Below are 12,153 nucleotides of genomic sequence, written 5' to 3'. Positions count from 1 at the left end.
ACCTTTCGCATGATGATTGGCGGCCGCCCGCGGGACCTCGAAAGGCTGGACACCAGGCCGAGCGCGTTACCCGGCATGACCAGAACACTATTGATAGACATGGGCGGGTATTACCCCTCTTGGCGGGTTACGGATAGTCCTTTAAACCGCGAGTCTTGCGAAATAAGCCAGGATCACGCCATGAGCCTCCTTGTAGATTACGATTCCCAGAACATCTTCGCCAAGATCCTGAGCGGCGCCATTCCCTCGGCCAAGGTCTATGAAGACGACCGGACGTTCGCCTTCATGGACGCCTTCCCGCAGTCGAAAGGCCATACCCTGGTCATCCCGAAGGCCGATGCCTGCAACCTGTTCGATATCGCGCCGGGCGACCTGCAAACCCTGATCGTGCAGACCCAGCGCGTCGCCCGCGCGGTTCGCGACGCGCTTTCGCCCGATGGCGTGCGCATCATGCAGTTCAACGGCGAGGCCGCCGGCCAGACCGTCTATCATATCCATTTCCACATCCTGCCGATGTGGGACGATCAGCCTTTGGCTCGCCACGCCGGTGGCATGGCCGATATCAATGAGCTCAACGCCCTGGCGGCGCAGATCCGGGCGAAGTTATAGAAACAAGATACCCTGCGCCCTCCCCATTTATAGGGCGGGCGAAACGCTTTCTTCCCAGAATCTTCCCTTCAAGATTGCCACCATTGGGGACTTGGTCTACCGCACACCCACGGGGCTTGCGGCATAAAGGAAACCGATATGTTCTTCGTCCTTCGCCATGGCCAGACCGACTGGAACCTCGAAGCCCGGCTGCAAGGGTCCACGGACATCGCGCTCAACGACACCGGCCGGCAGCAGGCCCGCCACGCCGGTGAGGTCCTGACGGGCCACGGTATAGATCGCATCATCGTCAGCCCGCTGTCGCGCGCCATGGAGACGGCGCAACTTGTGGGCAAAGCGCTGAACCTTGCGCCCGAAATCGATCCGCGCCTGACCGAGCGCAATTTCGGCCAGTTCGAAGGCATGACGATCGACGAAGTCCATGTGCACCGCGAAGAAATGCGCGAACACATGAACCCGGAAGCCGATATCGACGGGAAACACTATCCGTGGAACGCCGAACGCCTGCCCGACGTCATCGATCGCGTCTTTACCTGCGTCGAGGACTACCGCAAAACAGGCACCTGCCTGTTCGTCTGCCACGGTATCCCGTTCCGGGCTATCTCACGGAAATATATAGACGAAATGTGGTCCAGCCCCAATGCGGCGCCGGTGCGTTTCGAACAGGTCAACGAAGGCTGGCGGATGGTCGCGCTCGATCCGGACAATGCGCCCATCCCGCAGGTCTACAATGCACAAACCACCATGGGACGGATCTGAAATTTCGTCCGCACCCGGACAATGCATTGAAAAATAACAAGATTCTATTTTAAAATTAAGCCCGGATTTACCCTGCCCGGCTAAACCTCGCTGCAGCGCAACACAGGCGCTGGTGCAAATTGGGGCTTGGCATGCAAAAGGCGTTGCGTATCGCGGATATCACTGATCCGTTGGCCCCCGTTCCCCCCAACCAAAGCAACGCCGAAGTCTACGACCTGTTCCGCGACAATCCCGACCTGATGGTCCTGGCGGTCGTCGACGCCGGCGGTACGGTGCTGGGCCTGGTCGAACGCCAAGCCTTCAACCTGCGCATGGCCGCACAGTACGGCCGCGCCCTGTTCGGCAACAAGCCCGTCACCACCATGATGGACGACTGCCCGCTGATGGTCGACGTGACGACGCCGCTGCGCGACTTCACGGTCACGACGCTGCAGGACCGGCCGTCGCAGCTCATGCGCGGCTTCGTCGCCACCGAAGCCGGCTGCTATGCCGGCGTCGGCACGTCGCTCATCGTGCTCAAGGCCATCGGCCTCGATCTTTCGGACAGCCTGGACATCCAGCAAAAGCTGACCGACGACCTGATGCAGCTGACCACCGACGCCCAGCGCAGCCAGGCCTTCCTCAACATGGTCGTGCAGAACATTCCGGGCATGGTGCTGGTCAAGAATGCCGCCGACCAGAAGGTCGTGCTGGTCAACCAGGCCGGTGAAAGCTTGCTGGGCCGGCCGGCCAACGACCTGCTCGGCCGGACGACGCACGAACTGTTCGCCCCCGAAATCGCCAGCGTGCTGGAAAGCTACGACCGCAAGGCGCTGCAAAGCGACAAGCCACTGGTCTTCGAGGAAGGCCGCTTTACCGACCACGCCGGCGCCGAACGCGTCGTCCAGCTGAAGAAGGCCGTCCTGCGCACCCCGACGGGCGAGGCGGATTCGATCATCACCCTGGCGGTCGACATGACCGAGCAGAAACAGGCCGAGGCGCAGATCGCCCGGCTGGCGCATTATGATCCCCTCACCGGCCTGGCCAACCGCACGCTGTTCACCACCGAGGTCGAGCGCTGCTTAAGCCGCGTCCAGCGCAATCCTGGCCGCATCGCCCTGATGTGCCTGGACCTCGACCGCTTCAAGGCGGTCAACGACACGCTGGGCCACATGGCCGGCGACCAGTTGCTGACCGAGGTCGCCCGCCGCCTGAAAAAGTGCGCGCGCAAGGGCGACGTCATCGCGCGTATGGGCGGCGACGAATTCGCCATCATCCAGGACATCCATCATCCCGACGACGCCCGCCACCTGGCCGGCCGCATCGTCGACGCAATGAAGGCGCCCTTTGTCATCAACGGCGCTCGCGTCGAGGTCGGCGTATCGGTGGGTATCGCCCTGGCGCCCGACGACGGACTGGACGGCAACAATCTCCTGTCGCGGGCCGATATGGCCATGTATCGCGCCAAGGCCGAAGGCCAGGGCTGGTGTGTCTATCAGCCCGAGATGGACGAGGAACTGCACCGCCGCATGGCGCTGGAACAGGACCTGCGCAGTGCCTTGAAGAACGGCGAGTTCGAACTGTTCTTCCAGCCCTTGCTGGACCTGGGCAACAACGCCATCGTCTCGTTCGAGACCCTGCTGCGCTGGCGCCATCCCGTACGCGGCCTGGTTTCACCACTCGACTTCATCCCCCTGGCCGAGGAAACCGGCCTGATCGTGCCGATCGGGGAATGGGTGCTGAAGGCTGCCTGCAAGGCCGCCGCGGCCTGGCCCGCCGACTGGCGCGTGGCGGTCAACATCTCACCCGTGCAGTTCCGCAACCGGTCGCTGGTCAACCTGGTCAGGAAGGCGCTGAAAAGCTCAGGGCTCAATGCGCGCCGGCTGGAGCTGGAAATCACCGAAAGCGTCATCCTGTCGGACGTGAAGCACAACCTGCAGGTCCTCAACGACATCCGCGCCCTTGGCGTCCGCATCGCCATGGACGATTTCGGCACAGGCTATTCGTCGCTCAGCTACCTGCGCACCTTCCCGTTCGACAAGATCAAGATCGACCGCAGCTTCATCCGCGACCTGACGCAGGACAAGAACGCCCTGTCGATCGTGCGCGCCATTACCGACATGGCCCAGTCGCTTGGCGTGCGCATTACCGCCGAAGGGGTCGAGACCGAAGCGCAGATGGAGGCGTTGAAGGCGCTGAACTGCCATGAAGCGCAAGGCTTCCTGATCGGGCGGCCGGCGCCGGAGATCGCGCCCTATCATCGCACCGAACGCGTCCAACTGGCCGGCTAGAAAGAAACTAAGGGAGGATGCGCCAACATCCTCCCCCTACGCATCTGTCCGTGCCGCGGCAACCCGGAGAAGATTAAGCCTCACACGGACAAATTCCTAGCCAATCGCGACTTACGACATCGCAACTGCAAAAAAAAGACCACATTGAAACCAAGTCAAAAATGTTCAGTGAGGGGCGCCGGCTTACGCGACTGCGGCAACCGACGCATCGGCCTTCATCGCCGGCAGGCTGGCGAAGATGTCGAGTGATTTGAGCCGCGCCTCGACGTCGTGGACCGGCATCGAAATGATCAGTTCGTCGGCCCCGGTCTGTTGCAGGAAGTTGGCCAGGCTCTTGTCGATCGTCGCTTTCGAACCGATCATGGCGTAACGCAGCATATGCCCGGCCAGGGCCGTTTCGTCCGGGGTGAATTCGGCCAGGCCGTCCCAGGACGGCGCCGGGAAAGGCTTGCGCACATTGCGGCGCAGGTTGGCGAAGGACATCTGCATCGAGGTCGCCAGGAATTCGGCCTCGGCGTCCGTATCGGCGGCGACGCCCATGACGCCGACCATGGTGCGCGGCTTGTCGACCGCACCGGGCTTGAAGTCGCGGCGATAGATGTGCAGGGCCTCGAACAAAAGTTCCGGCGCGAAGTGCGAGGCGAAGGCATAGGGTAGCCCCAGCGCCGCCGCCAGTTGCGCGCTGTAGAGGCTGGAGCCGAGAAGCCAGATCGGCACGTGGCTGTTTGCGCCGGGCACGGCCAGTATGCGCTGGCCTTCGCCGGGTGCGCCGAGATAGGCTTGGAGTTCGAGGATATCTTGCGGGAAGCTGTCGACGCTGTGATCGAGATTACGACGCAGGGCGCGGGCCGTCATCATGTCGGTGCCCGGCGCGCGGCCCAGCCCCAGATCGACGCGGCCGGGAAAGAGCGCCTCCAGCGTGCCGAACTGTTCGGCGATGACCAGGGGCGAATGGTTGGGCAGCATGATGCCGCCGGAACCGACGCGGATGGTCTTCGTCGCCTGTCCCACGTGGGCGATGACGATCGAGGTCGCCGCCGAAGCGATACCCGGCATGCCATGGTGTTCGGCCAGCCAGTAGCGGTGATAACCCTTTTCCTCGGCGGCCTTCGCCATGCGCGCGGAATTGTTGAGCGCGTCCGACGCCGTGGCGCCTTCGCAAATCTGCGACAGGTCGAGAATGGAAAACGGAATCATGGGGCACCTCTTGCAGTGCCTCCTATGTAATGCCCACCGTTACGATTGAAAGATGCAGGGCTTAAAATCCGAATACCCGCCGCAGGGTGACAGCGACATACACGATCCCGCCCAGGCTGAAGGCCCCGCCGATAAGCGTGAAGAGTATGGTGTAAAAGTGGAAGGCGAACGGATCTTCCCGGCGCGTCAGCCAGCCTTGCCCGCGCACAAGTATGCGGCCCGTAACCCATGCATGGACCGCCATGAACAGGAAGACAAGGGAAACGCCCAAAAACAGCAGACTGTGCAGGATCTGCCAGACGGACTCGGACATGGGCGGTCTCAGGTATATTGCGTGCTGATGCTGATGGTTTTCAGCCGGCCGTCCCGACCGAACGCGAATTCCAGGGCTACAGAGGATTTAGGCTCGACTTCGGCCACGCAGAAGCGTTCGCCGGGATCGACATACTGGTTTTCGGCGTGGGTCTGGCATTCGAACTTCAGGCCGGTCTTCGACGCGGCCTTGCGGATAACCGACTGCCAATCGTCATTGCGCTGGATGCCGAACGGCAAATAGCGTTGTCGGGGCGTGAGCGTGATCACCTTTTCGACGATCTGGTCGTCCCAAGTCGGCCAGGTCGTATATTCGATGCCGTCGCCGTCTTTGAACGTACAGGCCCCGTCATACTTGTCGCAACGAACGTGCAGGCCCCATTTCGGCGGATGGTGCAGTTCCTTGCCATAGGCCACGCGCCCGAAATCCCACGGCTGGAGCGCAGACGCTGACAGCGGCGCCAGCAAAGTCCCGGCGGCCATCGCGGCCGCGATTGCGATTTTCATGTACCCCTCCCCTTAGCCCCATGGTGCGACAAGGCGGCGACGAAAACAACCCCAAACAAAAAGCCCCGGGGTTCGCACCCCGAGGCCCTGTGTTCCGTGAACTCCGAAAACACCGTAGCGTATCCGGGTCCAGGGGGCTCGCCCCCTGGCCTTAGTCGACCGCTTCGGCCTTGGAGCCCGCCTTGTCGGCACCGCCCTTGGTCGCGGGCGTGATGTCGAAGGCGATCTTGCCGTCGGTCAGCTTGACCAGGATATGGCCACCGCGGACCAGCTTGCCGAACAGGATCTCGTCGGCCAGCGGCTTCTTGATGTTTTCCTGGATGACGCGCGCCAGCGGGCGGGCGCCATACAGTTCGTCGTAGCCGTTTTCGGACAGCCACTTGGCGGCGTCCTCGGTCAGCTCGATCGTGATGTTGCGGTCGGCCAGCTGCATTTCCAGCTGCATGATGAACTTCTGCACGACCAGGCCGATGACTTCGGGCTTGAGCTGGCGGAAGGTCACGATGGCGTCGAGACGGTTGCGGAATTCCGGGGTGAACAGACGCTTGATGGCCTGTTCGTCCTCGCCCGTGACCTTCTCGCGGCCGAAGCCGATCGAGTTCTTCTGATTGTCCGACGCGCCGGCATTGGTCGTCATGATCAGCACGACGTTGCGGAAGTCGACCTTTTTACCCACGGCATCCGTCAGCTGGCCATGGTCCATGACCTGCAGCAGGATGTTGTAGATGTCCTGGTGCGCCTTCTCGATTTCGTCGAGCAGCACGATGGCGTGGGGCTGTTGGTCGACAGCGTCGGTCAGCAGGCCGCCCTGGTCGTGGCCGACATAGCCCGGAGGCGCGCCGATCAGACGCGAGACCGTGTGGCGTTCCATGTACTCCGACATGTCGAAGCGCAGGAGGTCGATCCCCATGGTCGCGGCCAGTTGCTTGGCGACTTCGGTTTTGCCGACCCCGGTCGGACCCGAGAACAGGTAGCAGCCGATCGGCTTCTGCGGATCGCGCAGGCCGGCGCGGGCCAGCTTGATCGCGGTCGACAGCTGTTCGATAGCTTCGTCCTGGCCGAAGACCACGCGTTGCAGGTCGGTCTTGAGGTCGCGCAGCGCCTGGGTGTCGTCGCGGGAAACCGACTTCGACGGGACGCGGGCGATCTTGGAGATCACGTATTCGATCTCCTTGGGGCCGATGACCTTCTTACGCTTGCCTTCCGGCAGGACCATCTGCAGCGCGCCGGCTTCGTCGATCACGTCGATCGCCTTGTCGGGCAACTTGCGGTCGGTGATGTAGCGGGCCGACAGCTCGACGGCCGTCTTGATGGCGGCGTCGGTGTACTTCAGGTGGTGGAAGGTCTCGTAGTACGGCTTGAGGCCCTTCAGAATCTTGATCGTGTCGTCGAGCGTGGGCTCGTTGACGTCGATCTTCTGGAAGCGGCGGACGAGCGCGCGGTCCTTCTCGAAGTGCTGGCGGTATTCCTTGTACGTCGTCGAGCCCATGCAGCGCAGGGAACCGGCGGCGAGCGCAGGTTTCAGCAGGTTCGACGCGTCCATGGCGCCGCCCGAGGTCGCGCCGGCGCCGATCACCGTATGGATTTCATCGATGAACAGCACGGCGTTCGGATGAGCTTCCAGTTCCTTGACGACCTGCTTGACGCGTTCTTCGAAGTCGCCGCGATAGCGGGTACCGGCCAGAAGCGTGCCCATGTCGAGCGAGTAGATGGTGGCGCCGGCCAGGACTTCGGGGACCTCGCCGTCGACGATCTTCTTGGCAAGACCTTCGGCAATGGCGGTCTTGCCGACGCCGGGGTCGCCAACCAGCAGCGGGTTGTTCTTGGTACGGCGGCACAGGATCTGGATGGCGCGCTCGACTTCGGCCGCACGGCCGATGAGCGGATCCACCTTGCCGTGGCGCGACTTTTCATTGAGGTCGACGCAGTAGGCGGCGAGCGCATCGGTCGAGCCGCCCTTGGCTTTTTCGTCGGAGCCACCGCTGGACGACGGGCTGTCTTCCGTGGCGCCGCGGACCGGGCGTTGTTCGGACGCGCCGGGCTTCTTGGCGATGCCGTGGGCGATGTAGTTGACGGCGTCGTAGCGCGTCATTTCCTGCTCCTGCAGGAAGAAGGCGGCGTGCGATTCGCGTTCGGAGAAGATAGCGACCAGGACGTTGGCGCCGGTAACCTCGTCACGACCCGACGACTGGACGTGGATGACGGCGCGCTGGATGACGCGCTGGAAGCCGGCCGTGGGCTTGGCTTCTTCCGACGAAGGCTCGACCAGCGATTTCAGGTCGGTCTCGATATAGGCGTCGAGCGCCGCGCGCAGCTTGGTCAGGTCGACATTGCAGGCACTCATTACCGCAGCCGCATCGACGTCGTCGATGAGGGCGAGCAGGAGGTGCTCCAACGTGGCGTATTCGTGGTGATGCGCGTTGGCGTGACCGACTGCGCGATGCAGGGTCTCTTCTAAGGCGCTGGAAAATGACGGCATGAGAACCTCCTGAAACCTCAAACCTACCCGATTGCTCGGTACACTAGATCAAAACCTCTAACTTGAGGTTTAGGAGGGATTCTTACGCCTTCAAGCTGAACCCGACCTGAACCTGGCCGTTATAAAACTTGTGTCTGCCCGCATCTTCCGCCCCGTTTCGTCACCGAAGGATTAACAAAATCGCCCGCCTGGCGAATAATGGTTAATCCTTCTCCATGGTGCACTGGAGCGGGTGCTGATGCCTGCGGGCCATGTCTACAACTTGCGCAACTTTCGTTTCCGCAACCTCGTAGGTATAGACCCCGCAGACGCCGACGCCCGTCTGATGGACGTGCAGCATGACGCGGGTTGCGTCCTCGCGCGACTTGTTGAAGAAGCGCTCCAGAACGTAGACCACGAATTCCATCGGGGTGTAGTCGTCGTTCAGGATAAGAACGCGGTACAGGGACGGCTTTTGCGGCTTGGGCTTGGCTTCGACCACCGCCAGGGGCGCCCCTGCCGGCCGGGTCGTGCCCGCGCCCTTGTCGGCGGCTTTGATGCCGTCGGAACTCATTACCGTCTTACCGTATACGTCGTCGGACGCGTCTGCAGATCGCAAATCCAGCAACAATAGACACCTCATTTATCGTGGCCGTCCTGGACCGGTTTCCCCGGCGTCCCGGGGGCCTGAATCCTAGATAGGCCGTTGCATGCAAAGTACAAGATATCCCAAAGCTGCAACCTGTTAAGGGGGAAATGCACGAAATCCACAAACATACGATCACAGTTTCTTATCGCAAATGTCATGGACGTGCCGGGACAGGACACAGATGGTGCGCCGCGAGAGAAAAGCAAGGGACGCCGTTCGTGCGGCTGGGGAGAAGTTGGCCGTTTCTCTTGTCCCGCCCAGCTCGGCGCGAACGTCTCCTCCCCATCGAAAGATGGGGACTTGCGCTTGCCGACGCTATACGTCGGCTGCGCTCACCCCGAAACGGTGGAGGGGTCATCGCTGTAGAAGCAGGTCTTCTTCCTTTAGCTTCGCCCCCTCCGTCAGCTGCGCCGACACCTCCTCATCTTGCGATGGGGAGGAGAACCGTGCCCTGAACACACAAAAAAGGCCCCGGACGCCTATCCGGGGCCTTCTTCATTTTGCTCCGTGAACGGAGCCGTGTTTAGCGGTAGGACTGGAACTTCTCGACCGCGGCGGTGACGCGCGTGTTGATCGGCTTGAAGGTGTCCTTGAACGAGGCCGACAGGGTCTGCGTCAGTTGGTTGACTTCGGCCACATAGGCTTCCATCGCCGACTTGGCGTAGGTCGACTGCAGCTCGATGACTTCCTGGACGCTCTTGGCGGTGGACAGGGTCTTTGCAGCCGTGACGGCTTCTTCCCAGTTCTTCTTCGAATAGGCGAGCGCCTGGGCGCCGACCGTTTCCGCGCCCTTGGTGGCGGCGGTCAGGCTTTCGACGACGGCTTCGACATTGCCCTTCGACAGGGTGTTGACTTCGTTGAGCGCGCTCAGGGTCTTCTCGACCGAATCCTTGAACGCCTGGTTGCCGGCCTGAGACATGCGCTCGACCGTCGACTTGATGGTATCTTCGCCCGTTTCCATAGCATAACTCCTTTTCGGATTGTCGGTACGATACTGGACCGGGCACGGCGAATCGCCGTTGCAAACCGGATAACGCAGATATGATGCACCTGCACAAAGATGTCAAGCTTTATTGTGCACCGCACAAAACGTTAACGACAATGTGAAGGGACTTTTCGCCTCCGGTGGGAGATTCTTACCGTTACCGCACGCATGGTGGTTGATAGGAATGGCGTTATGCCGGCAACGGGGGGACGCTTCACAACCGCTTCATATAAACGGTCGATACGTTTTTCGGCCGTGCGGGTCTGGACGCAATACGGACACTATTGTGTGGCTCCTTAAGGTTTGTTTAAATCTCCGGGGACACTTTGGATAGGGTATGACGCGGTTCCGCGGCGCTTTGTCGCTATTGGGATTGCGGTCCAGAATGGGCAGGCTTTTTTGGTATGAGTTGAGGACGGCTTTGATGCGTACATATGGGCAGGCTTTGGGCGATCTCGGGCAGGGCAAGCAGGCGGGGATGAAACGAAAAGGACGCATGGCGGCCCTTTTCGCGGCCACGGCGCTGTCGGCGACGGCGGCCTGCGCCGCACAGGCCAGCGACCTCAGCTACAACAGCCGCTACGCCGCCATCGTGGTTGACGCGCAATCGGGCGAAGTCCTCTACGCCGCCCGCGCCGACTCCGCGCGCTATCCGGCGTCGCTCACCAAGATCATGACGCTGTACATGGTGTTCGACGCCCTGGCCAAGGGTGACATCCGTCCCTCCGACACCATCACGGTCAGCGCCCGCGCCGCCTCCCAGGCTCCGGTCAAGGTCTATCTCAAGGCCGGCGACACCATCGACGTCGACACCGCCATGCGGCTGGCCGCCATGTATTCGGCCAACGACATGGCCGAGGCCCTGGCCGAAAAGGTCGGCGGTACCGAAGAACGCTTCGCGGCCATGATGACCATCAAGGCCAAGGAACTGGGCATGACCCAGACCAATTTCGTCAACGCCAATGGCTTGCCCGATCCGCGCCAGCTGTCGTCGGCACGCGACCTGGCCATCCTGGCGCGCGCGGTCATGCGCGACTTCCCGCAGTATTACAGCTATTTCGACCTGCCGACCGTCACCTATCGCGGCCGCACCTATTATAACCACAACCCGCTGCACGGCATGCCGGGCGTGGACGGCATGAAGACCGGCTACACCAACGCCGCCGGCCAGAACCTGGTCGCGTCGCAGGTGAAGAACAACCACCGCCTGGTCGCCGTCATGCTGGGCGCCGCCGACAAGCAGCAGCGCCGCGAGCACGTCACCGAACTGCTGAGCATCGGCTTCGACGTCATGGACCGCCGCGAGCACGGCGAGGTCATCGCCATCGCGCAGAACGAATTCGCCCGCCAGCTCGACATGCCCAGCATGTCGACCAACGCCGTCCAGTACGCCAGCAACGACCGCCAGTTCAGCGATCAGGAACTGCGCGATACCCTGGAAGGCAGCGAGCAGGCCAACGCCCAGGATGTCGATGTCCAGAAGGCGTCGGCCCAGGTCAAGGCGCCGCTGGTCGTGCAGACCCTGACCCAGTCGCCGCAGGCCCAGGCCGCGGCCCTGGCGACGCCGTCGCAGGATATCCCCGATACCGCCACGCCGGCCGCCCCGGTCCCATATGCCGCCGTCAAGGCCGCCATCCAGCCGCCGGCCTACCAGCCGGTCAAGGCCGTTGTCGTGGCGACCGTCGAGGCCGACGCCAAGCCCGCGGCCGCCAAGGCCAGCGCCAAGCCGGTCAACAAGTCGGAAGCCAACCTGGCGGCCGCCGTCGAGACCAACCGCAAGGGCATGACCGCGCAGAAGACCACGAAGGCCGACGACAGGAAGCAACTGGCTTCGCGCGACGACAGCGACGATGATTCCGACGCGCCCGTGAAGTGCAAAAAGGGCAAGAAGTGCAAGAAGGAGAAGGAACCCGGCTGGTCGATCCAGGTCGGCGCCTTCAAGGAAAAGTCCCTCGCCAGCGACTGGGTCAGGAGCGTCAAGATGCGCTTCGACGACGCCCTGGCCGAAAGCCGGTCGGAAATTTCGAAGAACGATAACGGCTGGTACCGGACGCGCTTCGCCGCCCTGACCAAGGAACAGGCGACCAAGGCGTGCAAGAGCATGGAAGCCAAGCGCCTCGACTGCATGGTCATCAAGCCGGACGCGTAAGCGGAGTTGCCGGACAGGATATCAAAGGGGGCGGAGCGATCCGCCTCTTTTTTATTTGGATGAAACGTTGGATTTCACTTCGGACCTCCCCCTTTACGGTAGGGCAATCGCATATGGCATTCCAAGGTGGTCCGTTGCCTTTTCCTTCTCCCCTTGAATAGGGGTATAGCGCCAGCGAAAGTATAGCTTTCGCCAGCGTTGGGTGGCCCGAAGGGCCGGATGAGGGGTAAACCCGGCATCTTCCGCACGCGCATCTGC

10 protein-coding genes are annotated in these 12,153 nt (G+C 62.1%); 4 read left to right on the top strand and 6 right to left on the bottom strand.

Features of this window, described 5'->3' with window-relative positions; translation table 11 throughout:
• Window positions 1–180: 180 nt before the first annotated feature.
• The 3 genes from AB8717_RS07930 to AB8717_RS07920 all read left to right on the top strand — a co-directional run bounded on the left by AB8717_RS07930 (window position 181) and on the right by AB8717_RS07920 (window position 3,638).
• Complete coding sequence (locus AB8717_RS07930) at window positions 181–609, top strand: HIT family protein (protein ID WP_443750489.1); 429 nt, start codon at window positions 181–183, stop codon at window positions 607–609.
• A gap of 138 nt (window positions 610–747) precedes the next feature.
• A complete protein-coding gene (locus AB8717_RS07925; RefSeq protein WP_443750488.1) occupies window positions 748–1,368 on the top strand; it encodes a histidine phosphatase family protein in 621 nt (206 codons plus the stop codon).
• 131 nt (window positions 1,369–1,499) lie between these two features.
• Window positions 1,500–3,638, top strand: a complete 2,139-nt coding sequence (locus AB8717_RS07920; RefSeq protein ID WP_443750487.1) for an EAL domain-containing protein — start codon at window positions 1,500–1,502, stop codon at window positions 3,636–3,638.
• Between the two features lie 183 nt (window positions 3,639–3,821).
• Here the strand turns inward: AB8717_RS07920 and AB8717_RS07915 are convergent, their stop codons facing one another.
• From AB8717_RS07915 to AB8717_RS07890, 6 genes are all read right to left on the bottom strand, one after another.
• Complete coding sequence (locus tag AB8717_RS07915; RefSeq protein WP_443750486.1) at window positions 3,822–4,835, bottom strand: LLM class flavin-dependent oxidoreductase; 1,014 nt, start codon at window positions 4,833–4,835, stop codon at window positions 3,822–3,824.
• 61 nt (window positions 4,836–4,896) lie between these two features.
• Window positions 4,897–5,148: a hypothetical protein gene (locus AB8717_RS07910; protein WP_443750485.1), complete on the bottom strand. Its 252-nt coding sequence runs from the start codon at window positions 5,146–5,148 to the stop codon at window positions 4,897–4,899.
• Window positions 5,149–5,156: 8 nt separating this feature from the next.
• Entirely contained in the window at window positions 5,157–5,654 is a 498-nt protein-coding gene (locus AB8717_RS07905) for a hypothetical protein (RefSeq protein ID WP_443750484.1), read from the bottom strand.
• Window positions 5,655–5,805: 151 nt separating this feature from the next.
• On the bottom strand, window positions 5,806–8,133 hold the full coding sequence (clpA, locus tag AB8717_RS07900; protein ID WP_443750483.1) for an ATP-dependent Clp protease ATP-binding subunit ClpA: 2,328 nt from the start codon (window positions 8,131–8,133) through the stop codon (window positions 5,806–5,808).
• Between the two features lie 202 nt (window positions 8,134–8,335).
• Complete coding sequence (gene clpS / locus AB8717_RS07895) at window positions 8,336–8,686, bottom strand: ATP-dependent Clp protease adapter ClpS (RefSeq protein WP_443750482.1); 351 nt, start codon at window positions 8,684–8,686, stop codon at window positions 8,336–8,338.
• Between the two features lie 598 nt (window positions 8,687–9,284).
• On the bottom strand, window positions 9,285–9,722 hold the full coding sequence (locus AB8717_RS07890) for a phasin family protein (protein WP_443750481.1): 438 nt from the start codon (window positions 9,720–9,722) through the stop codon (window positions 9,285–9,287).
• A 520-nt stretch (window positions 9,723–10,242) separates the two neighbouring features.
• On the opposite strand from AB8717_RS07890, the gene AB8717_RS07885 reads away from it, so the two are divergent.
• Window positions 10,243–11,895, top strand: coding sequence for a serine hydrolase (locus AB8717_RS07885; RefSeq protein ID WP_443750480.1), 1,653 nt, complete (start codon window positions 10,243–10,245; stop codon window positions 11,893–11,895).
• Window positions 11,896–12,153: the final 258 nt, after the last annotated feature.

Source organism: Asticcacaulis solisilvae, from assembly GCF_052327315.1.
In the GTDB taxonomy this organism is placed as follows: domain Bacteria; phylum Pseudomonadota; class Alphaproteobacteria; order Caulobacterales; family Caulobacteraceae; genus Asticcacaulis; species Asticcacaulis solisilvae_B.
This window is presented reverse-complemented; position numbering and strand designations above follow the sequence as displayed.

Coding starts and splice junctions, on each gene's coding strand:
- AB8717_RS07915 (WP_443750486.1), bottom strand. CDS start 4,835: ATGATTCCGTTTTCCATTCTCGACCTGTCGCAGATTTGCGAAGGCGCC.
- clpS (WP_443750482.1), bottom strand. CDS start 8,686: ATGAGTTCCGACGGCATCAAAGCCGCCGACAAGGGCGCGGGCACGACC.
- AB8717_RS07925 (WP_443750488.1), top strand. CDS start 748: ATGTTCTTCGTCCTTCGCCATGGCCAGACCGACTGGAACCTCGAAGCC.
- clpA (WP_443750483.1), bottom strand. CDS start 8,133: ATGCCGTCATTTTCCAGCGCCTTAGAAGAGACCCTGCATCGCGCAGTC.
- AB8717_RS07885 (WP_443750480.1), top strand. CDS start 10,243: ATGGCGGCCCTTTTCGCGGCCACGGCGCTGTCGGCGACGGCGGCCTGC.
- AB8717_RS07905 (WP_443750484.1), bottom strand. CDS start 5,654: ATGAAAATCGCAATCGCGGCCGCGATGGCCGCCGGGACTTTGCTGGCG.
- AB8717_RS07920 (WP_443750487.1), top strand. CDS start 1,500: ATGCAAAAGGCGTTGCGTATCGCGGATATCACTGATCCGTTGGCCCCC.
- AB8717_RS07890 (WP_443750481.1), bottom strand. CDS start 9,722: ATGGAAACGGGCGAAGATACCATCAAGTCGACGGTCGAGCGCATGTCT.
- AB8717_RS07910 (WP_443750485.1), bottom strand. CDS start 5,148: ATGTCCGAGTCCGTCTGGCAGATCCTGCACAGTCTGCTGTTTTTGGGC.
- AB8717_RS07930 (WP_443750489.1), top strand. CDS start 181: ATGAGCCTCCTTGTAGATTACGATTCCCAGAACATCTTCGCCAAGATC.